This window comes from Streptomyces genisteinicus (assembly GCF_014489615.1).
GTDB lineage: Bacteria > Actinomycetota > Actinomycetes > Streptomycetales > Streptomycetaceae > Streptomyces > Streptomyces genisteinicus.
Genome location: NZ_CP060825.1, coordinates 2,076,436 through 2,096,165, shown reverse-complemented (window position 1 = coordinate 2,096,165; position 19,730 = coordinate 2,076,436). Strand labels below are relative to the sequence as shown.

Sequence of the window (19,730 nt, the reverse complement as noted above, 5' to 3'; positions counted from 1 at the left end):
CGGCCGCGGGCGGTGCCCCCGGGGCGGACCGGGGACCCCCACGGGCCCCGGCGCCGCGGGACACGGCCGGAGGCCGTGCCTCCGCCCCCTCCCGCACCGGCGCCCCGCGACCCCGGCCACCCCCGGCCCCTGCGGCCCGACCCGGCGCCTCAGCACACGTGCCGGTCGCGCTCCGGCGAGTACAGGTGGCTGTCGCGGAACTGCGTCGCGCCCAGGGTGCGTCCGACGAGGATGACCGCCGTGCGCACCACGCCCGCGGCCTTCACCTGGGACGCGATGTCCTCCAGGGTGCCGCGCAGGACGAGTTCGTCGGGGCGGCTGGCCATGGCGACGACCGCCGCGGGGCAGTCCGGGCCGTAGTGGGGGAGGAGTTCGTCGACGACGCGGTCCACGTACCGGACGGCGAGGTGCAGCACGAGCAGCGCCCCGCTGCGCCCGAGCGTCGCCAGGTCCTCGCCCTCCGGCATGGGCGTCGCCTGCTGGGAGATCCGGGTGAGGACGACCGTCTGGCCGACCGTCGGCACGGTCAGCTCCCGCTTCAGCGCGGCCGCCGCGGCGGCGAACGCGGGCACGCCCGGGACCACTTCGTACGGGATGCCGGCCGCGTCCAGCCTGCGCATCTGTTCGGCGACGGCACTGAACACCGAGGGGTCGCCGGAGTGCAGCCGGGCCACGTCGTGGCCCTCCTCGTGGGCGCGGACGAGTTCGGCCGTGATGGCGTCGAGGTCGAGCCGGGCGGTGTCGACGAGCCGGGCGCCGGGCGGGCATTCGGCGAGGAGTTCGGTGGGGACCAGCGAGCCCGCGTACAGGCAGACCCCGCACGACGCCAGCGTCCGCGCGCCGCGGACGGTGATGAGGTCGGCGGCTCCGGGGCCCGCGCCGATGAAGTACACGGTCATGACATCTCTCCAGACTTGGTGGCGGACCACTGGGTGACGGGCATCGCCTGGCGCCAGCCGGTGAAGCCGCCGACGGGGACGGCGTGCGCGACGGAGAGCCGCACCAGTTCGCCCCCGTGGGCGCGGTACCGCTCGGCGAGCAGGGCCTCGGACTCCAGGGTCACGGTGTTGGCGACGAGGCGCCCGCCCGCGGGGAGCGCGTCCCAGCAGGCGTCGAGCAGGCCGGGGGCGGTGAGGCCGCCGCCGATGAAGACGGCGTCGGGGCGCGGCAGACCGGCGAGCGCGGCGGGTGCGGCGCCGGTGACGACGCGCAGTGCCGGGACACCGAGCGCGTCCGCGTTGCGGGCGATGCGTGCGGCGCGCGCGGGGTCGCGTTCGACGGTGACGGCGCGGCAGTCGCGGTGGGCGCGCAACCATTCGGCGGCGATGGAGCCCGAACCGCCGCCGACGTCCCAGAGGAGTTCCCCGGGGGCCGGGGCGAGCGCGGCGAGCGTCGCCGCGCGGACGTGGCGCTTGGTGAGCTGGCCGTCGTGCTCGTACGCCTCGTCGGGGAGTCCGGGGACCACACCGAGCCGGGGTGTCCCGGGCGCGCGGCGGCAGTCGACGGCGACGACGTTGAGCGGGTCGCCGGGCGCCTCGTCCCAGTCGTCGGCGGTGCCGTCGACGAGGCGTTCGCCCTCCGCGCCCAGCTGTTCGAGGACGCGCACGCGGCTCGGGCCCCAGCCGCGTTCCCGCAGCAGGCGCGCCACCTCGGCGGGCGTCCCGGCGCCGGCGCTGAGGACGAGGACGCGCCGGCCGTCGTGGAGCGCCGCGCCGAGCCGTGCCGCGGGGCGTCCGACGAGGGACACGACGTCGGTGTCCTCGACGGGCCAGCCGAGGCGCGCACAGGCGTGGGAGACGGAGGAGGGGTGGGGCAGCACCCGCAGGGCGCCGTCGCCCAGTGTCTCGGTGAGGGCGCGGCCGATGCCGTAGTACATGGGGTCGCCGCTGGCGAGCACGGCGATCCGGCGGCCCGCGTGCTCGGCGAGCAGCCGGGGGACGGCGGGGCGCAGCGGGCTGGGCCAGCGCACCCGCAGACCGCGGCAGTCGCCGGGCAGCAGGTCCAGTTGCCGGGGGCCGCCGATGACGACCTCGGCGTCCCGGAGCGCGTCGAGGGCGGCGGCGGAGAGCCCGGGCCAGCCGTCGGCCCCGATCCCGACGACGGTGACGGCTGGGCGGGGGGCCGGGGGAGGTGCGGGCGTCACGGAGTCGGGTTCCTCGGGGGAGCGGGCAGGGGTCGGAGCCGCACTCTACTCGGGCGGTCCGGCCGCTCCGACGCCGGTCGGGGGCCCGGGCGGGCCGTCCGGACCCGGGTCCCGGACCGGCCCCGGCGGAGGGCGCGGGTCCGCGCGCCGGCTCCGGTACGGACGGCCCCGCGGAGCGCCGGAGCGGGGGCGGGCCGCCGTTCGCGGGCTGTCGGTGGGGCGCGGCACACTGGACGCATGTGCCGCAGCATCAAGACTCTCCGCCCGCCCGTGCTCCCCGAGGAGGCCACAGAGGAGGACATGCACGCAGCCGCCCTGCAGTACGTGCGCAAGGTGTCCGGCTTCCGGGCGCCCGCCGCGCACAACAAGGAGGTGTTCGACCGGGCCGTCGCCGAGATCACCGAGGCCACCCAGCGTCTGCTGGACGGGCTGGAGGTGCGTGGCGCGGCTACGCGGCAGGCCGCCCGGCCTGCGCCGGACGCCGCATGACGTAGGCGGCCAGCAGTCCGGCGCCGAACAGCGCGAGCACGGAGACGGCCGCGCCGATCCAGCTCGCGCCGAGCCACTGGCCGCCGAACCAGCCGAGGCCGACGCTGTAACCGGCCCAGACCAGCCCGGCCAGCGCCGACCAGGGCAGGAACTCCTTGATCTTGCGCTGCGCCGCGCCCGCGCCGAGGGACACCACCGAGCGTCCCGCGGGGGCGAAGCGGGCGACCACGACGAGTGCCCCGCCGCCCCGGACGAGGGCGATGCCGAGACGTTCCTGTGCGCGGGTCAGCCGGCGGGAGCGGGCGATGGCCCGGTCGAAGCGGGCGCCGCCGCGCCGGGCCAGCCGGTAGGCGAACAGGTCGCCGAGCACGGAGGCGGTCGCCGCGCAGAGCAGCAGCACGAGCAGGGAGGGCACTTCCTGCTGGACGTTCCCCCCGGCGACGCCCCCGCCGCCGGCGGTGGAGCCGGCGGCCGCCGCGGTCGCCGCGGTGATCACGAGCACGCCGCTGGGCAGCACGGGCAGGAAGACGTCGAGCAGGACGGACAGCGCCACGACGGCGTAGATCCAGGGACTGGCGGTCAGCGGTCCGAGACTCTCCAGCACCTTGGCTCTCCCGGCCCGGCCCCCCGGCCGCTCGACGACACGGCCGCCGTGCCGCGGGGCGGCAGGTCGGCTCGACAGCTGTACAGCGTACGCGGAGGAGGGTCGCCGGGATCCGCAGGGGGGCGGGATGTCGTACGGCACGGGAATGCGGAGGACAGGCATGCGAACGGTTCCGTGCGGGACGCCCCCGCGCGGCGTGGGCGGATGCGGGGAGCCGGGGTCCCGCGGCGGTGGATGCGGAACGCGGACGCGGAGTCGCGGAATCGCGGAAATGGGGGACACGGGAACGCGGGCGCGCCCGGCCCCTCGTGAAGGGCCGGGCGCGCGCCGGGTGTTCGAGCGGTCGGGCGGTTCGAGCGGTCAGACGGTGACGGGCGTCTGTCCGGCGCGGTCCGGATCACCGGTGGTGCGCCTGCCGAACACGGAGTCCAGCGCCAGCGCGCCGGGGCCGGTGAAGACCAGGAGCAGGAAGGCCCAGCAGAACATGGCGGAGGCCTCGCCCCCGTTGGTCATCGGGAACAGCGACTCCGGCTGGTGGACGACGAAGTAGGCGTACGCCATCGAGCCGGACGCGACCAGCGAGGCGCTGCGGGTGCCGACGCCGAGCATGACGAGACCGCCGGCGACGAGCTGTATGACCGCGGCGTACCAGCCGGGCCAGGTGCCGGCGCCGACGGAGCCGTCGCGGCCGAGGACGCCGAAGAGCGAGGCGACGCCGTGGCAGGCGAAGAGCAGACCGACGACGATGCGGAAGAGGCCGAGTGCGTAGGGCTGCGCCCTGTGCAGGTGGCCGGACGTGGGCGGAACGGGCATGGGGGGACTCCTTCGGTGGGGACGGTACCGACGGGAGCCTCAGGTTAGGCGCACCTTATTTATACTTGCAAGTTCAATAATGACTCTCACGGTGACGGTCGATGACGGTGTGCCCGGGGTCGGGCACGAGTGGCGGCCTGTCGGCTCCCGTTCCTCAGTATGCGGTCAACTTCTGCACTGGGAAGGGGAGTTGGGAACGTTCCCACTCCGTGGTCAGTTTTTTTGGTCCGTGGCCTTCCGTCCGTCAGGTCCCGTCAGCGTGTGTCGGTGTTCGTTGATGTTCGTTGGCGTTCGTCAGTAAACGTCAGCGTCCGCCGGTGTTCGTCAGTGTCGGTCAGCGTCCGTCCGTCAGTGCCCGGTCGAGGACACCCGTCAGCCGCGCTCCCGCCCGGTCGGTACCGCGCCGCCCGCGCTTCGCGCCCGCCTGTGCCCGTTCCAGCCGCAGCCGCGCCGTGCGGCCGCGCAGCGTCAGGGTCATCAGCTGGTTGCCGAACCACGGCCCGCCGGTCCGCTCCCACCGGACCACCGGCCGCGCGACCCTCCCGTGCCGTGCGAGGAGATGGCCGATCCCCTTGGCGAACCGGCTCCAGCCGAACCGGAACCCGGCCCTTATGGCGGCGGGCACCGAGTTGTGCAGCGGCGAGCAGGTGAGCTGGAGGATGCGGGAGTCCGGCTGCTGCCCGGCGGGCCACTCGGGCTCCGCCACGTACGCGTGGTGCACGTCGCCGGAGAGCACGCACACCGTGGCCGGGGCGTCCGGGCCCCGCCCGACCTCGGCGACCGTGTCCGTGAGCCGCCCGAACGAGGCGGTGAACGCCGCCCAGTGCTCCAGGTCGGCCCGCCGCCGCAGCCACTCGCCGAAGCGCGCCCAGCGGGGCCCGCGTTCGCCGCGGCAGAGCGCGGCGTGCCAGCCCTCGGCGAAGTGGACCATCGGGGGCAGCAGCCACGGGAGCGAGGTCCCGACCAGCAGGTGGTCGACGCCGCCCGGGTCGTCGAAGGCCTGCGTCCGCAGCCATGCGGCCTCGTCGGCGTCCAGCATCGACCGGTGCTGTTCGTCCAGCACCCGTGCGGCCCGGGTGTCGACCATCAGCAGCCGGGTGCGGCCGAAGTCCCTGCGGTAGCTCCAGCGCACCGACGCCGGGTCGGCGTCGGCCCGTTCGGCGAACGCGCGCAGCACCTCCGTGCCGTCCTCGGCGGCCCGCACCGCCGCGTAGAGCTCGTCCTCGGCGAGCTCGGCGGGCGAGAGGTTGCCGAGGTGCTGGTAGACCCAGTACGACATCAGACCGCCGGTGATCCGCTCGTGCCACCAGGACGTCGCCCGCATGTCGGCCACCCAGGCCGCGCTCGTGTTCCAGTCGTCGATGACGTCGTGGTCGTCGAAGATCATGCAGCTGGGCACGGTGGAGAACAGCCAGCGCAGCTCGGGGTCTCCCCAGGACTCGTCGTAGAGGTGGGTGTACTCCTCGTAGTCGGCGACCTGGTCGGGCGGGGCGCCGGCACCGGTGCCGGCGCCCCGCCGGTGACGGGCGATCCAGTCGCGGGTGCCGGCCGACGTCTCGTCCGCGTACACCTGGTCGCCGAGGAGCAGGAGCACGTCCGGACGCTCGCCGTCCGGGTCGGCGGCGAGCCGGGCGGAGAGGGTGTCGAGGACGTCGGGGCCGACCGGGTCGGACTCGTCGACGGCGGGCGCGGCCCACCGGCAGGAGCCGAAGGCGACCACCGCGCCGGTCGCCGGGACCGGCGGCGTGCGGATGGTGCTGGGCGGCAGCGGCGAGCCGGCGAGGGGCCACACCCGCTCGCCGTCGAGCAGCACCTCGTACGCGGCGGCGGACCCCGGGGCCAGCCCGGTCACCACGACCAGCGCGTAGTGGTGGCCGGCGACGAGGAAGGTCGGCGCCGAGCCGCCGGCCCCGCCGTCGCAGCGGACCTCGGCGGTGCAGGCCCGGTCGGTCTCGACCCACACCGTCGCGCTCGTGCCCGACTCCCAGTCCACGTGGCGCAGCAGCGGTCCCAGCCTCAGGCCGGCCATGGCGCATCCCTTCCGGCGCTCCGCACGGTACGGGGCGGCCGCTCCGTACGGTACGGAACGACGGCGCGAACGGGGCCGTTCCGCGCACGGCCGGCTGCGCCGGCGCCCCGCTCCGGGAGCCCGGCCGCCCCCGCGCGCCCCGGTCCGCCCGGGACGCGCGGGGTGCGCGGGGCTCGGGACGCGCGGGGTGTGCGCGGGTCAGCAGCCGTTCAGGACCGACTGGAGCGCGCTCTTCTCGGCGGAGTCCACCTTGAGGTTCCAGTGGTGCTTCGTGTGCACCCACATCCGGGCGTACACGCAGCGGTACGAGGACACCGACGGCATCCAGTCGGCCGGGTCCTGGTCGCCCTTGGACTGGTTGACGTTGTCGGTGACGGCTATCAGCTGCGGGCGGGTCAGGTCGTTGGCGAACGCCTGGCGCGTCGAGGTGCTCCAGGAGTTCGCGCCGGAACGCCAGGCCTCGGCCAGCGGGACGACGTGGTCGATGTCGACGTCGGAGGCCGCGGACCAGGTGGCGCCGTCGTAGGGCGAGAACCAACTGCCGCTGACCGCCGCGCAGCTGGAGTCCTGCTGCACGTTCGAGCCGTCGCGCTTGAGGACGACCTCGCGGGTGTTGCAGGCGCCGGACTGGGTGATCCAGTGCGGGAACAGGTCGCGGCTGTAACCGGAGGACGAACCCTCGGCGGCGACGGTCAGCTGGCTCAGGTAGCTGCGGGCGGTGGCGGCGCTGACGGGCGTGGGCGGTGCCGCCTGCGCGGCGGGGGCGGTGGCCAGCAGACCGGTGGCGGCGAGCGCGGACGCGGCGACGGCCACGGCGGTACGGCGGAGGTGACGCGCGTAGACACGAGACATGCGAACTCCTTGAAGTGGGGGGAACCTGACCTCCCCGCACGCCGTCCGGCGCCCGGAGATGCCCTCGGGGGCGTGGCCATGCTGGCGGCGCCAGGTTGCACGGGGATGGGCGCCAGGTAACAGGGTGACGACATGGGCACGTCACATCAAGGGTTCTGACGAGCCGCCACGATCCCTTCACGGGCGTAGGGTTGCGGTCGTGCTGCTGCCGGTCAACGTCACCCTCGGGGCCGTACTGGCGGTCCTGCTCGCCGTCGCCGCCACGGTCGCGGCCCTCGCCCGCCTCGGCCGCTCCCGCCGGATCGTCGTCGCCGGCGTGCGGGCCGCCCTCCAGCTCACCGCCGTGTCCCTGGTGATCGGCCTGGTCGTCGAGTCGCTTCCGCTGCTCCTCGGCTTCCTGTTCCTGATGTACGGCGTCGCCGTGCGGACCGCGGGCCGCCGCGTCACCCGCAACGCCACCTGGTGGTGGGCCGCGGCCCCCATCGCCGCCGGGGTGGTGCCGGTCGTCGCCGCCCTGCTGCTGACCGGACTCGTCCCCGTGAAGGGCATCGCCCTCGTCCCCGTCACCGGCATCCTGATCGGCGGCGCCCTCACCGCGACCGTGCTCGGGGGCCGGCGCGCGCTCGACGAACTGGCGCAGCGCCGCGGCGAGGTGGAGGCCGGTCTGGCGCTCGGGCTCCCGGACCGCGACGCCCGGATGGAGGTCGCGCGGGAGCCCGCGTCGGACGCCCTGCTGCCCGGGCTCGACCAGACCAGGACCGTCGGGCTCGTCACCCTCCCGGGCGCGTTCGTCGGCATGCTGCTCGGCGGCGCGTCACCGGTCGAGGCGGGGGCGGTGCAGCTGTTCGTCCTGGTGGCCCTGATAGCCGTTCAGGCGGTGGCCGTGGCGGTGGTGCTGGAACTCGTCACCCGCGGCAGGCTCCACCGCGACGGCGTGGACTCCGCGGCCGGGGGCTGAGGGCCCGGGGCGCGGCGCGTCCGTGCCCACCGGCATGCGAACGGCTCCCGGCGGGGAGCCGCGGGGAGCCGTACGGGGTGGGGGTGCGGGCCCCCGCGCCTATGCGGCGCGCAGTTCGACGGTGCCGTCCGCGTGTGCGGTCAGGCTGAGGCCGTCCAGGTCCGCGACGTGCAGATCGGGGGCGAACGCGGCGGCGCGGGGTCCCACGCCGACCACGCGCATGCCGGCGGCGCGGGCCGCCGCGATGCCCGCCTCGGAGTCCTCGAAGGCGACGCAGTCGGCGGGCGCGTAGCCGAGCTCGGCGGCGCCCTTGAGGAAGCCCTCGGGGTCGGGCTTGCTGGCGCCCACGCTCTCCGCGGTCACCCGCACCGCCGGCATCGGCAGGCCGGCCGCGTTCATCCGGGCGGTGGCGAGGGCGGCGTCCGCCGAGGTCACCAGCGCGTGGGGAAATCCGGCGAGGGCCGCCATGAAGGCAGGGGCGCCGCCGACGGGGACGACGCCCTCGACGTCGGCGGTCTCCTGGGCGAGGAGTTCCCGGTTGTCGGCGTGGTTCTCCGCCGCCGGGCGGTTCGGGAGGAGGATCGCCATCGTCGCGTGACCCTGCCGGCCGTGGACGACCTTCAGCACCTCGGCCGGGTCGAGACCCTGCCGCAGGGCCCACGCCCGCCAGCAGCGTTCCACCACCGCGTCGGAGTTGACGATGGTGCCGTCCATGTCGAGGAGGACGGCCCGGGCGGTGAGGACGGGGGAAGTGGCCTGCATCGGTGGGGCTCCAGAGGCGCGGGGCGCGGGCAAAGAGGACAAGCGGCTTCGCCCGCCGGTCAGGGAGTACGGGCGGAACCACTTTGTTCCTTCACGATACAAAAAGTGGACGTCCCTGCCAACTCCGCCCCCGCCGGCACCACCCCCGCCGGCCTCGGACCCGCCGGCACCGCCCCTGCCGAGTCGGCCCGCGCCCCGCCGCTTCCGTCCGTACCGGCTCCGTCCGCCCGCGCTCCGTCCGTCCGTACGCCCCCGCCCCGCCCCGGCCCGCTCCGTCCCCGGCTCCACGGCCTACCGCCGCCGGGGCTCCCTCGTCTCCTCCTCCAGCGCGCGCCGGGTCTGCGGACCGTAGACGCCCAGCGGGTCGCCCTTGATCCCGCGGTCCCACTGGAAGACCTTGACCGAGTTCTCCAGGTTCGTGTCGAAGACGCCGTTGGTCTGCCAGTCCCGCGGGTACAGCCAGATCTCCTGGAGCCGCAGCTGGAGCTCCCGCACGTCGGAGCCGGTGTCGCCGAGCCGCAGGGTGCCCTGGGAGCCGCCGGGGGGCTCCTCGGACACCGTGCCGGTGACCTGCGCCGTCGGCGTGGGCGCCGGCGGCTGCGCCGGAGCGCTGCTCGCCGGGGCGGAGCGGCTCGCCGACGCCGACGCGGAGGCCGTGGGCGAGGAGGAGGCGGACGCGGACGGCGAGGGCTTCGCCGTCCGTGAGGCGGAGGCCGACGGGGAGGCCGTCGGGGACGGCGGATCCAGCGGGGCGTCGGGCCCCACGACGAGGCTGGGACCGTTCCCCCGGTCCGGCATGGACACCCGGTCCCTGTCCTCGCCGCCGTCGAACAGCCCCGAGGCGTAGGCGGCCGTCCCCGCGACCGCGAAGGCCGCGGCCGCCGCCAGCGCCACGGCCCCCCGGCGCCGCGACCGCCGCGGCGCCGGAGCCGCTCCCGGGGCGGCCGGCCCGGCGGTGAGCGGGGGAAGCTCCTGGGTCGCGTCCGCCGGGGCCGGCACCTCGGCGGGCAGCGGGGCGGCGACCGGGCGCAGTACGGCCGTCGGGTGATCGCCCTCCCCGCCGGTGCCGTGCGGCAGCGGTCCGTGCGCACCCGGCCCGCGCGGGCCCGGTGCGGCGCCGTGCGCGTACGGCCCGTGCGCGGCCCCGGCGTACGGGCCGGCGGGGCCGCCGCCGTGACCGTCCGGGCCGGCCGTCACCGGGGGATGCGCGCCGTGCGCGTCCACGCCCGGCAGGTGACCGGCGGGCCCCGGCGTGCCGGACGCGGCGCGACCGCCGTCCGCCGGCCCGTCGGACGTGTCCAGCGCCTCCAGCGTCACGTAGGGGCGGATGCGCAGCGGATCGAAGTCCTCCGCCGCCGCGATCTCCTCCGCCGTCGAACGCCCGCGGCCCGGACGGGCCTGCGGCCCGGCCCCGCGGCCGCCGCCCCCCGCGGCGCCCTCGCAGCCGCACACGGCCCCCGTGCCGCCGTCCGCGGCCCGCGGTCTGCCGCACTCCTGGCATGTGTTTCCGGTCATGGCCGGTCCCCTCCCCTTGGAATGCCGCAAATTATGCAGCGTGCATGTGACCCACCCCACGGCAGCGTCCGGATCCCGGCGATTGAGGTGCGCGGACCGCCGCCCACCGGCGGATCTCCCGGCAGGCCATAAGCGGGCGCACCCACCACGATGGATGGGAAGCGCATCCCGATGGCGCAAAGGAGACGCGGCATGGCCCAGGACGTCAGCTCCGCACCGGCACCCCACGCACCCGGCGAGGGGCACAGCCCGCGCGCCGTACTCGTCGCCATCGGCGCCCTGCTGCTGGGCATGCTGCTCGCCGCACTCGACCAGACCATCGTCGCCACCGCCCTGCCGACGATCGTCAGCGAACTCGGCGGCATGGACCACCTCTCCTGGGTGGTGACCGCCTACCTGCTCGCCTCGACCGCGGCCACACCCCTGTGGGGCAAGCTCGGCGACCAGTACGGGCGCAAGAAGCTCTTCCAGGCCGCCATCGTCATCTTCCTCATCGGCTCCGCCCTGTGCGGCATGGCGCAGAACATGCCCCAGCTCATCGGATTCCGCGCCCTCCAGGGCCTCGGCGGCGGCGGTCTGATGGTGCTCTCCATGGCGATCGTCGGCGACATCGTCCCGCCCCGCGAGCGCGGCCGCTACCAGGGCCTCTTCGGCGCCGTGTTCGGCGCGACCAGCGTGCTCGGGCCGCTGCTCGGCGGCTTCTTCACCGAACACCTCGACTGGCGCTGGGTGTTCTACATCAACCTGCCGGTCGGCGTCGTCGCCCTGCTCGTCATCGCCGCCGTCCTCCACATCCCCGTCCGGTCCCAGCGGCACACCATCGACTACCTCGGCACGTTCCTCATCGCCTCCGTCGCCACCTGCCTCGTCCTCGTCGCCTCGCTCGGCGGCACGACCTGGGCCTGGGGCTCGCCGCAGATCATCGGACTGGCCGTGCTCGGCGCGGTGCTGCTGGTCGCGTTCGTCGCCGTGGAGCGCCGGGCGGCCGAACCGGTGCTGCCGCTGAAGCTGTTCCGGATCCGCACCTTCACGCTCGTCGCCGTCATCAGTTTCATCATCGGCTTCGCCATGTTCGGCGCGATGACCTACCTGCCGACGTTCCTCCAGATCGTGCGCGGGGTGTCGCCGACGATGTCCGGCGTCCACATGCTGCCCATGGTGTTCGGCATGCTGCTCACCTCCACCGTCTCCGGCCAGCTCGTCAGCCGCACCGGGCGGTGGAAGGTCTTCCCGATCGCCGGCACCGCCGTCACCGCGATCGGCCTCCTCCTGCTCCACCTGCTCACCGAGGACAGCTCCGACTGGCAGCTCGGCCTCTGCTTCTTCGTCTTCGGCGCCGGGCTCGGCCTGGTCATGCAGGTCCTGGTGCTCGTCGTGCAGAACTCCGTCGGCTACGAGGACCTGGGCGTGGCCACCTCGGGCGCCACGTTCTTCCGGTCCATCGGGGCCTCCTTCGGCGTCGCGATCTTCGGCACCGTCTTCACCAACCGGCTGGAGACCAAGCTCTCCGACGCGCTCGCGGGGCAGCAGGTGCCGCCCGGCGCGGGCGCGGCGGAGCTGGCGGCCGACCCGCGGGCGATCGCGGAACTGCCCGCCCAGCTCCGCGCACCGGTGGTGCACGCCTACGCGACGTCCATCACGGACGTCTTCCTCTACGCCGTGCCGGTCGTGGTCCTCGCCTTCGTGGTCGCCTGGTTCCTCAAGGAGGACAAGCTGCGCGGCTCGGTCACCGCGCCCGACACCAGCCAGACGCTCGCCTCCAACCCGGTCGAGCGCTCCTCCCACGACGAGGTCGCCCGAGCCCTGTCCGTCCTCGGCTCCCGGGACGGCAGGAAGCGGATCTACGAGAAGATCACCGCCCGCGCCGGATACGGCGACCTGCTCCCGGCGGCCGGCTGGCTGCTGCTGCGCATCCGCCGCCACGGCGTCGTCGAACCGGCCCGCCTCGCCGAGCAGACCCCCGTGCCGCTGCGCGCGATCACCGATGCCGCCCGGCAGATCGAGGGCCGCGGGCTGGCCCGGCGCGAAGGCCTCGACCTGCTGCTCACCGACGAGGGGGCCCTGGTCGCCGCCCGGCTCTCCGACGCCCGGGAGGAGTCCCTGGCGGAGCTGCTCGGCGACTGGTGGGGGCCCGACCGTCCCACCGACCTGATCCAGCTGGTGCGCGAGCTCAACGCCGAACTCTGCGGTTCCGACGCGGAGGGTCCGCACGACCACGTCCGCCAGGACCACGAGCGCCCCGCGGCCGGGTACCCGCGCCGCCACTGAGCCCCGCGGCCGCCCGGACGGCCCCGCCCGGATGGCCCCGCCCGGCCGCCCCGGCGCCGGGCGCCTACCGGTCCTTCAGGTCCTTGCCGTACCAGATCTCCCTGTAGGGCCCCGTGCAGTAGGCCGGGATCTCCGCGTACCCGTGCCGCACGTAGAGCGACCTGGCCGCCGTCAGGTCGAGCCGGGTGCTGAGCACCATGCGGTCGGCGCCGAGGGACCGCGCCTGGTGCTCCAGGCACTCCATCAGCAGCCCGGCTCCGGAGCGGCCCCGGAAGGCGGGCCGCACGAACACCCGGGTGAGTTCCGCCCGCCCGCCGTCCAGCAGCAGGACCCCGCCGCAGGCGGCGGGCTCGCCCCTCAGACGGCCCACCACGAACCGGCCGGTGGGCGGGGCGAGGAGCTCGGCGCCGTCGTCGGCGAGCCCTTCGTCGATCTCCGCCTCGGTCGCCGGCCGGCGCCAGTAGCTGCCCGCCACGTCCCCGTAGTAGGCGCGCCGCAGCGCGGTGGCGTCGGCGGTGTCGAACCGTTCCGGGGCGAGGGTCCACTGGCTCATGGGAGGTGACTAACAGTTCGCGGGCCGGTTTGGCACGCGAATTAGGGGCAATCCGCAGTGACGAGCGCTCGTGCACACCGTTACGGAAGGCCAACGAGGAGAGACGGACCAGGAAGGCAGCCATGTCCACCCTGATGACAGTTCTCATCATCGCCGCGGTCGTCGCCGTGGCACTGGCCGCCGGAGCCCTGCTCTACCGGCGCACGGGCTCAGGCGGCGGAACGCGTTCCCTGCGGAGGCGATTCGGTCCCGAGTACGAACGGACCCTCGCCCGGCACGACGGCGACGAGGCCGCTGCCGACCGCGAACTGCGGGACCGGGTCGAGCGGTACGGCGGCCTGAAGCCGCTGCCGCTGGAGCCGAAGGTCCGCGAGGAGTACACCGCCCAGTGGACGACGCTCCAGGAGCGGTTCGTCGACGCCCCGCGCCAGGCCGTGGCCGACGCCGACCGGCTGCTGGCGAGGATCGCGGAGACCCGGGGCTTCCCGGGCGCGGAGAGCCACGAGGAGCAGACCGCCGCGCTCTCCGTCCACCATCCGCACCACGTCGACGGTTTCCGTGAGGCCCGCCGCGCCGCGCACCACGAGGCGGCCTCCACGGAGGACCTGCGGGAGGCGATGCTCCACGCACGCGCCCTCTTCGAGGACCTGACGGACGGCGGCGCCCCCGTGTCGCCCGCCCGCCAGGGGCAGCGCGTGCCGAAGGAGACCGCCCTGCGCCGTCCGAACGTCCTCAAGCCGAAGGGGAGTGGTGCCTGATGAACCGCCGCGACGACCAGTCCGAGAACCACCCGACGCCCCCCGCGTCCGAGAACCACCCGACGCCCCCCGCGACCGGCGACACGGTCCCGGAGCAGCGCGTCCCGGAGACCAAGGCCCCCTCGGGCCGTGTGCCGGGGCAGCGCGGGACCGACGCGATGCTCGCGGCCGGACCGCCGCCCGCGCCGCCGGCCCCCGGCGCCCCGCCGTCCACGACGGACCCGGACCGGCACGGTCCGGTCTTCGGGACCGGAGACCCGAGAAGGGGTACGGACGGTACGGACCCGGCCGGAGCCCCCGAGCCTCCGGCCGGCGCACGGACCGCGGCATACGGCGCGGGGACGGAAGCCGGCCACGGTGCCGGGACGGAAGCCGGGCGTCGTGCCGGTTCCCCGTCCGGGCGCGGCTCCAGGACGGCCCCCGGCGCCCCGCGGGCCGCCGCGTCCCCGAGGGACACGAGCGCCGGGACAGCGCCCGTGGAGCAGGAGACCACGGGCCACACGCCCGCGGCACCGGTGGCGGCCACGCCGCTCTCCGAGTCGCCGCTGTCCGCCCCTCCGCCCGGCGACACCGGCGCCACGGGCCGGAGCGAGGGGAACGCCCCCCTCGCGTCCCCCGCCGCGCCGCGCGGGCAGGAGCCGGCGGTCACCGCGGGGCGGGCCGAACGCGCGGACCTCGCCGGGCGCGCGGGCCACGCGGAACGCGCCGGCCATGAGGGCCGCCACGCCGAACGCGCGGAACACGGCAGCCGGCCGGGTCGCGCGGAGCACGACGGCCGTCCGGAACAGGCCGGCGGGCAGCACGGCGAGCGGCACGACTCCCTGCTCGCCGACCGCGAGCGGGACCGCCTCGACGAGCGGCTGCACCACGCCCTCGCCCACTTCGTGGACGAGCCGCGCGGCTCCGTCGAGGAGGCCGACGCCGTGCTCGGCGAGGCGGGCAAGCAGCTCGTCGCCTCGCTGGAGGAACGCCGCCGTGCCCTGCGGGAGCACTGGCACCGCGACCCGGAGACGGCCGGTCAGGCCGACACCGAGGAGCTGCGCCAGACGCTGCGCGACTACCGGGAGGTCACCCGGCGTCTGCTGGGGGCATGACCTTCCGCGCCGCGGGGGGCGGGTGTCTCCCCGGCCCGCGCGGGCCGGGGAGACACCCGCCCCCGACGGCGGCGCCCCGCGCCGCGAAGGCCGCTGCCTCGGGCCGCCCCACGTACCGCGCGGGGCGGCCCGAGGCAGCGGCCCCGGCATGCCGGGACGGCACGTCCGGAGGGCCGTCCCCGTACCGGGCGTCCTCGGACGACTCCGACGACGCGGCATCCGCCCTCCCCCGGCGGTCGCCGGGGGAGGGCGTCCCGGGCCGGGAGGGGCCGCCGCGACACGCCCTCGGCTCAGGCTCAGGCGCCCTTGGGCGCCGCCTGCTGGACCACCTCGAAGGACCAGAGCGTGGACCCGGAGGCGGCCGGCTTCGGCCGCTCACCGGCCGCGTCGCCGCCCGGTCCGCCCTGGCCCCCCTGCCCGCCCTGGTGGGCGGCCTTCATCGGGCCCTCCATCCACGCCTGGAAGGCGGCCTCGTCGCGCCACCGGGTGTAGACGAGGTACTGGTCGGTGCCCTCCACGGGGCGAAGCAGCTCGAACCACTCGAAGCCGTCGGACGACTCCACGGCCCCGGCGCGCGAGGAGAACCGCTTCTCCAGGGTCTCCCGCTGCTCGGCCGGGACGCTCAGCACATTGATCTTCACGATGCTCATGCCGCCCATCCTGCCGCAGCGGTCCCGTCACCCGACGACGCGGGCCACCAGCAGCCCGTCCCAGCCCTTCACGCCCACGGTCTGCACGGCGGTGGCGTCCAGCCGCGGCTCCTTCGCGACCAGCTCGAACATGGCGCGGGTCCCCGTGACCGCCGGGTCCTCGCTCGACGCGTCCGTGACGGCGCCGCCGCGGACGACGTTGTCGACGACGACGAGACTTCCCGGACGGGTCAGCCGCAGCGCCCATTCCACGTAGCGCGGGTTGTTCACCTTGTCCGCGTCGACGAAGACCAGGTCGAACGGGCCCGCGCCGGGCTCCTTCTCGATGCGCGGCAGCAGGTCGAGCGCGGCGCCCGTGCGCACCTCGGCCACCGTGTCGAGCCCGGCACGGGCCAGGTTCGCGCGGGCGACGTCGGCGTGCGCCGGGTCGAACTCGAGGGAGATCAGCCGGCCGTGCTCCGGCAGCGCACGGGCCAGCCAGATCGCCGAGTAGCCGCCGAGGGTCCCGATCTCCAGGATGCGCTGCGCGCCCTGGAGAAGGGCCAGCAGATGCAGGAGCTTGCCCTGGTTGGGCGCCACCGCGATCGACGGCAGCCCGGCCGCCTCGCTCGCTGCGAGCGCGGCGTCGAGCGCCTCGTCGGCGGGGGCCAGCAGCTCGGTGACGTACTGGTCGACCGCGTTCCACCTGTCCTGAGTCGTCATGCGGCCAACCTATGCCCTGCGCCGCCCGCCGGATCAGGTGGCCGGGGGCGGCACGGACACCGGGGCCGGGGGTGCGGCGGCACGCCCGCGGCGGGTGCGGAGGGTCCACCCGGCGACCGCCGCCAGGAGGGCGGCGGCACCGCCGGACGTCAGCAGCCAGACCGGGATTCCGGCGAACGTCAGCAGCTCGTCCTCGTACACCACCCTCCGAAAGGGTGTGTCGTGCGCGGCCGCGCGCAGCTCGTGGTCGCCGTCGATGCGGCCCGGGTCGGGGAAGCTCTGGTCCAGCACGGTGAGGAACCGCTCCGTGCCGCCGGTCAGGCGGCCCACCGCCCCGGTCGGTGCGACCTTCCCGGCGAAGGTGACCTCCGGCTCCCGGCCGCCGATCGAGGAGACCGGCTCCATCCGGTGCGCGGCCAGCACGAACAGACCCAGCGACTGAGGTGTCGCCGCCCGGCGCGACAGCCGCATCGGATACACCAGCTCGTCACTGGCGAAGGTGATGTGCAGCGGGTCGAGCGCTCCCCGCAGCACCGCCCCGCCGGCACGCGGCGCGAGCCGGACCGCCACGTACTCCCAGCCGCGGTCGACGTACGGCCGCAGGTCCGCGTCGAGGCCCTCGGGCAGGTCGAAGCCGTTCTCCTCCAGCCAGCCGCTCAGCGCCGCGGGGTCGGTCGCCGCCAGCCGCGCCACGTCGAAGTCGCCGAGCCGCTCCCGGCCGACGACGTCCACACCCGCGCCGCCCGGCGGCGGCGCGCCCGCGCCCGCGCCGTCCGTGTCGTCGAACGGCCAGTCGCCGCCGCGCGGCCAGAAGTAGGGGCGCTCGCGGTGCTCCGGAGCCGCGGCCCGCACCAGCTCGCCGAAGAGGGCGGCGTCCCCGAGCGCGACCTCGGCGCGGCTCGGCACCGGCATGATCCAGGCCGCCCTCGGGGTGTTCCCGCCGACGGTGAACCGCATGACGATCTGCTCGGTGCGCCCGTCCCACGCCACCACCGAGGTCTCCCGGCCGACGGAGATCTGCGCGTTCCGGTCCGGGATCATCGCGCCGCAGCCGCAGGCGTGCGCCGGCGCGACCAGCGAGCCGAACTGGAGTGCCAGGAGCGCGATCATCACGGTGAGCAGGCGTGCGCACACGCTGCGTTCTTGTATGTTCCCCCGCATACCCCCAGTGACGGGGCCGCCCGCCCGGCGGTTCCCGCCCGGTGGCCCTCCGGGCGCGACCGGGCCGCGGAGAACGGACGGTGCCCCCTCCGGGTGCGACGGGGCGGCTCAGAACGGATGGTCGACAAGGTGACGGTCGGGCCGAGCGGGGGACGCCCGCGTCTCCACCGAGGGGCGGTACGGCGCCCCGCGGACACCCCGCGGGCGCACGGACGAGCGGCGGGGAGGCGCGGCGCGCAGTGGTGAACGCGGAGCAGGGCGTGCGCGGGAACACGACGGGTTCGAGGATCGGCGCGGCCAGGGCGGCGCTCTGGCTGGTGGCGGCGCTGCTCGCGGCGAGGCAGGCGGCGGACGCCCTGACCCGGCCACCGGGCGGGGGCCTGACCGACCCGGCCACCTGGGCCGGACCGGGGGGCTTCCTCCAGGTGAGCGGTTCGCTGTACGACGGGGGCGGCTTCACCGGCACCCCGTTCGCCGGGCTCGTGCTCGGACCGTTCGCCGACTCGGCACAGCAGAGCCCCGGCGTGATCCGGACCTTCGGCACGCTGCTGCTCGTCGTGGCGATCGGGCTGGTGGTCTCCCGGTCCCTGCCGGTGCCGGTGTCGCGGCGCAGCACCCTGCCGGCCGCCCCCGTCGCCGTCACCCTGCTGATGCTGTCGCTGCCCGTGCGCGACAGCTTCCACCCGGGGCAGACCGGCGTCGTCCCGGTGCTCCTGGTGCTGCTCGGCTGCCTTGCCGCGCGGGGGGAGAGATCCGCCGGGCTGCTCGTCGGCCTCGGCGCGGCCCTCCAGCCCACCGCGCTGCTCTTCGCGCCCCTGCTCTGGTCCACCGGCCGGCGCCGGGCCGCCGTCGGCGCGGCGGGCACCTTCGCCGGACTGACCGCACTCGCCTGGTCGCTGCTGCCCGGGGACTCCTGGAGCTACTGGACCGGTCACGTCGCGGGCGCCGGCCTCGGCGCGGGTGCCGACAGCCCCGCCGGCCAGTCCCTGTACGGCGCGCTGCTGCGCCTCGGCGTCGAGGGCCCCCCGAAGACCGCCCTGTGGGCCGTGCTCTGCGCCGCCGTCGTGGTCCTGGGCCTGCGGCGTGCCGTGCGGTACGCGAGGGACGGCCAGCCGCTCCTCGCCGTCGCGATCACCGGCTGCGCGGCCGCCGCCGTCTCCCCGACGGCGGCGGCCGCGCAGCCGGTGCTGTGGCTGCTGCTCGCGGCCGTCGGCCGCGTCGGCTCCCGCGCGGGCGACCGGCGGCTGTGGCCCGTCCTGGTGGTCCTGGTGTCGACGCTGCCGGGCTCGATACTGCTGCCCGACCTGGTGCCGCTCCATCCGCTGCGGGACAACGTGCCGCTGGCCGCCGCCCTCGCCGCCGCCTGCGCCGTCCCGTTCCTCCGGCTGGACTCCCCGCACTTCGGACGCCCGGTGCCCACCGAGTACGCGCGGCCCGCGTCGGCCCGGTGGGCGGCCGTTCCGCTGCTGCCGTTCTGGCGGCGGGCGCTGAGCCGCCCCAACCTGCTGCTGGAACTGCTGGTCATCCGGGCCGGCTACTCCGTCTACTCGCACATCCGGGCCGCCGCCACGGGCGGTGCGGACGCCGCGGAGGGCCATGCCCGTCAGGTGCTGGCCGTCGAGCGCGCGCTCGGGATCGACATCGAGCACGGGGTGAACCACCTGGTGGCGGGCGTGCCGTGGGCGGAGGCGTTCTTCGACTTCTACTACACGTCGTTCCACTTCACGGTCCCGCTCGCGGTCCTCGGCGTGCTGTACGTCCGCCGCCCGGCCGACTTCCGCTGGGCCCGCACCTCGCTGGCCTTCGCGACCCTGCTCGCGCTGCTCGGCTTCTGGCTCTACCCGCTGGCGCCGCCCCGGCTGATGCCCGGACTCGGCTTCATCGACACCGTGCACGGCCCGCAGGACCTCGCCCACCCCGACTACGGGGCGATGACGGCCGTCACCAACCAGTACGCCGCCATGCCGTCGCTGCACTTCGGCTGGTCGCTCTGGTGCGGGCTGGTGGTGCTCGTCCTCGCACCGAAGCTGTGGACGAGACTGCTCGGCCTGCTGCACCCCGTGCTCACGCTCTGCGCGATCGTGGCCACCGCCAACCACTGGGTCCTCGACGCGGTCGGCGGCGCGGTGGTCGTCGGGGCCGGCTTCGGGCTCGTGCACGTCCTGGCGGGCAGACGGCAGCTGCACATCCCGCCACGGTCGGTGCCGCCCGCCCGGGCAGGCGGGACGACGGACGCGGCGGGTTCTGCCGACGCGGCGGGTGGTGCGGACACGGCGGGTGGTGCGGACGCGGCGGACGGTGCCGGGGCGGCCGGGGCGACGGGGGCGTCCCGTACGCGTGCGTGACGCCGGGGCCGGCCCGGGGGACGCGTGCCGCGGT

Annotated in this window: 18 protein-coding genes; 6 read left to right on the top strand and 12 right to left on the bottom strand. The window is 75.7% G+C overall.

Annotation, left to right across the window (positions count from 1 at the left end; all coding sequences use genetic code 11):
- Positions 1–149: 149 nt before the first annotated feature.
- Positions 150–899, bottom strand: a complete 750-nt coding sequence (gene cobM / locus IAG43_RS09200) for a precorrin-4 C(11)-methyltransferase (RefSeq protein WP_187740268.1) — start codon at positions 897–899, stop codon at positions 150–152.
- Positions 896–2,143: a precorrin-6y C5,15-methyltransferase (decarboxylating) subunit CbiE gene (gene cbiE / locus IAG43_RS09195; protein ID WP_187740267.1), complete on the bottom strand. Its 1,248-nt coding sequence runs from the start codon at positions 2,141–2,143 to the stop codon at positions 896–898. The genes cobM and cbiE overlap by 4 nt, the downstream gene beginning before the upstream one ends.
- 237 nt (positions 2,144–2,380) lie before the next feature.
- Here cbiE and IAG43_RS09190 point away from each other — a divergent pair, with 237 nt between their 5' ends.
- Positions 2,381–2,632, top strand: a complete 252-nt coding sequence (locus tag IAG43_RS09190; protein ID WP_187740266.1) for a DUF2277 domain-containing protein — start codon at positions 2,381–2,383, stop codon at positions 2,630–2,632.
- Here IAG43_RS09190 and IAG43_RS09185 read toward each other — a convergent pair.
- The 4 genes from IAG43_RS09185 to IAG43_RS09170 form a co-directional block, all read right to left on the bottom strand.
- Positions 2,592–3,236, bottom strand: a complete 645-nt coding sequence (locus tag IAG43_RS09185; RefSeq protein WP_187740265.1) for a DedA family protein — start codon at positions 3,234–3,236, stop codon at positions 2,592–2,594. The genes IAG43_RS09190 and IAG43_RS09185 overlap by 41 nt on opposite strands.
- Positions 3,237–3,596: 360 nt before the next feature.
- Positions 3,597–4,049 carry a DoxX family protein gene (locus tag IAG43_RS09180; RefSeq protein ID WP_187740264.1) on the bottom strand — a complete coding sequence of 151 codons (453 nt, stop codon included), beginning with the start codon at positions 4,047–4,049 and terminating at the stop codon, positions 3,597–3,599.
- A gap of 334 nt (positions 4,050–4,383) precedes the next feature.
- Positions 4,384–6,078, bottom strand: a complete 1,695-nt coding sequence (locus tag IAG43_RS09175) for an alkaline phosphatase D family protein (protein WP_187740263.1) — start codon at positions 6,076–6,078, stop codon at positions 4,384–4,386.
- Positions 6,079–6,276: 198 nt separating this feature from the next.
- Complete coding sequence (locus IAG43_RS09170) at positions 6,277–6,930, bottom strand: HNH endonuclease family protein (RefSeq protein WP_187740262.1); 654 nt, start codon at positions 6,928–6,930, stop codon at positions 6,277–6,279.
- A 199-nt stretch (positions 6,931–7,129) separates the two neighbouring features.
- Here IAG43_RS09170 and IAG43_RS09165 point away from each other — a divergent pair, with 199 nt between their 5' ends.
- Entirely contained in the window at positions 7,130–7,888 is a 759-nt protein-coding gene (locus IAG43_RS09165; RefSeq protein WP_187740261.1) for an ABC transporter permease, read from the top strand.
- 99 nt (positions 7,889–7,987) lie between these two features.
- Here the strand turns inward: IAG43_RS09165 and IAG43_RS09160 are convergent, their stop codons facing one another.
- Positions 7,988–8,650 carry an HAD-IA family hydrolase gene (locus tag IAG43_RS09160; protein ID WP_187740260.1) on the bottom strand — a complete coding sequence of 221 codons (663 nt, stop codon included), beginning with the start codon at positions 8,648–8,650 and terminating at the stop codon, positions 7,988–7,990.
- Between the two features lie 291 nt (positions 8,651–8,941).
- Positions 8,942–10,165: a peptidoglycan-binding domain-containing protein gene (locus tag IAG43_RS09155; RefSeq protein WP_187740259.1), complete on the bottom strand. Its 1,224-nt coding sequence runs from the start codon at positions 10,163–10,165 to the stop codon at positions 8,942–8,944.
- Between the two features lie 192 nt (positions 10,166–10,357).
- Here IAG43_RS09155 and IAG43_RS09150 point away from each other — a divergent pair, with 192 nt between their 5' ends.
- Positions 10,358–12,433 (top strand): MDR family MFS transporter, encoded by a 2,076-nt coding sequence (locus IAG43_RS09150; protein WP_187740258.1) that lies wholly within the window; start codon positions 10,358–10,360, stop codon positions 12,431–12,433.
- A 64-nt stretch (positions 12,434–12,497) separates the two neighbouring features.
- On the opposite strand, the gene IAG43_RS09145 is transcribed toward IAG43_RS09150, so the two are convergent.
- Complete coding sequence (locus tag IAG43_RS09145) at positions 12,498–12,986, bottom strand: GNAT family N-acetyltransferase (RefSeq protein WP_187740257.1); 489 nt, start codon at positions 12,984–12,986, stop codon at positions 12,498–12,500.
- A gap of 122 nt (positions 12,987–13,108) precedes the next feature.
- On the opposite strand from IAG43_RS09145, the gene IAG43_RS09140 reads away from it, so the two are divergent.
- Both IAG43_RS09140 and IAG43_RS09135 read left to right on the top strand, forming a co-directional pair.
- Complete coding sequence (locus IAG43_RS09140) at positions 13,109–13,744, top strand: hypothetical protein (RefSeq protein ID WP_187740256.1); 636 nt, start codon at positions 13,109–13,111, stop codon at positions 13,742–13,744.
- 476 nt (positions 13,745–14,220) lie between these two features.
- Positions 14,221–14,838 (top strand): hypothetical protein, encoded by a 618-nt coding sequence (locus tag IAG43_RS09135; protein ID WP_187740255.1) that lies wholly within the window; start codon positions 14,221–14,223, stop codon positions 14,836–14,838.
- A 296-nt stretch (positions 14,839–15,134) separates the two neighbouring features.
- On the opposite strand, the gene IAG43_RS09130 is transcribed toward IAG43_RS09135, so the two are convergent.
- From IAG43_RS09130 to IAG43_RS09120, 3 genes are read right to left on the bottom strand one after another with little or no spacing between them, the layout of a single operon-like run.
- The gene (locus tag IAG43_RS09130; protein ID WP_187740254.1) at positions 15,135–15,488 is read right to left on the bottom strand and encodes an antibiotic biosynthesis monooxygenase family protein; all 354 of its coding nucleotides are present in this window, start codon (positions 15,486–15,488) and stop codon (positions 15,135–15,137) included.
- Between the two features lie 27 nt (positions 15,489–15,515).
- Entirely contained in the window at positions 15,516–16,190 is a 675-nt protein-coding gene (locus IAG43_RS09125) for an O-methyltransferase (protein WP_187740253.1), read from the bottom strand.
- A 33-nt stretch (positions 16,191–16,223) separates the two neighbouring features.
- Positions 16,224–17,351 carry a DUF2330 domain-containing protein gene (locus IAG43_RS09120; RefSeq protein WP_187740252.1) on the bottom strand — a complete coding sequence of 376 codons (1,128 nt, stop codon included), beginning with the start codon at positions 17,349–17,351 and terminating at the stop codon, positions 16,224–16,226.
- A 239-nt stretch (positions 17,352–17,590) separates the two neighbouring features.
- Between IAG43_RS09120 and IAG43_RS09115 the strand changes: the two genes are divergently transcribed.
- The gene (locus IAG43_RS09115; RefSeq protein ID WP_187740251.1) at positions 17,591–19,696 is read left to right on the top strand and encodes a bifunctional glycosyltransferase 87/phosphatase PAP2 family protein; all 2,106 of its coding nucleotides are present in this window, start codon (positions 17,591–17,593) and stop codon (positions 19,694–19,696) included.
- Positions 19,697–19,730: the final 34 nt, after the last annotated feature.

Excerpts from the sequence above, each read along its gene's own strand:
- cobM (WP_187740268.1), bottom strand. The coding sequence starts at position 899 with ATGACCGTGTACTTCATCGGCGCGGGCCCCGGAGCCGCCGACCTCATC.
- IAG43_RS09190 (WP_187740266.1), top strand. The coding sequence starts at position 2,381 with ATGTGCCGCAGCATCAAGACTCTCCGCCCGCCCGTGCTCCCCGAGGAG.
- IAG43_RS09180 (WP_187740264.1), bottom strand. The coding sequence starts at position 4,049 with ATGCCCGTTCCGCCCACGTCCGGCCACCTGCACAGGGCGCAGCCCTAC.
- IAG43_RS09175 (WP_187740263.1), bottom strand. The coding sequence starts at position 6,078 with ATGGCCGGCCTGAGGCTGGGACCGCTGCTGCGCCACGTGGACTGGGAG.
- IAG43_RS09170 (WP_187740262.1), bottom strand. The coding sequence starts at position 6,930 with ATGTCTCGTGTCTACGCGCGTCACCTCCGCCGTACCGCCGTGGCCGTC.
- IAG43_RS09160 (WP_187740260.1), bottom strand. The coding sequence starts at position 8,650 with ATGCAGGCCACTTCCCCCGTCCTCACCGCCCGGGCCGTCCTCCTCGAC.
- IAG43_RS09155 (WP_187740259.1), bottom strand. The coding sequence starts at position 10,165 with ATGACCGGAAACACATGCCAGGAGTGCGGCAGACCGCGGGCCGCGGAC.
- IAG43_RS09150 (WP_187740258.1), top strand. The coding sequence starts at position 10,358 with ATGGCCCAGGACGTCAGCTCCGCACCGGCACCCCACGCACCCGGCGAG.
- IAG43_RS09145 (WP_187740257.1), bottom strand. The coding sequence starts at position 12,986 with ATGAGCCAGTGGACCCTCGCCCCGGAACGGTTCGACACCGCCGACGCC.
- IAG43_RS09140 (WP_187740256.1), top strand. The coding sequence starts at position 13,109 with ATGTCCACCCTGATGACAGTTCTCATCATCGCCGCGGTCGTCGCCGTG.
- IAG43_RS09130 (WP_187740254.1), bottom strand. The coding sequence starts at position 15,488 with ATGAGCATCGTGAAGATCAATGTGCTGAGCGTCCCGGCCGAGCAGCGG.
- IAG43_RS09125 (WP_187740253.1), bottom strand. The coding sequence starts at position 16,190 with ATGACGACTCAGGACAGGTGGAACGCGGTCGACCAGTACGTCACCGAG.
- IAG43_RS09120 (WP_187740252.1), bottom strand. The coding sequence starts at position 17,351 with ATGCGGGGGAACATACAAGAACGCAGCGTGTGCGCACGCCTGCTCACC.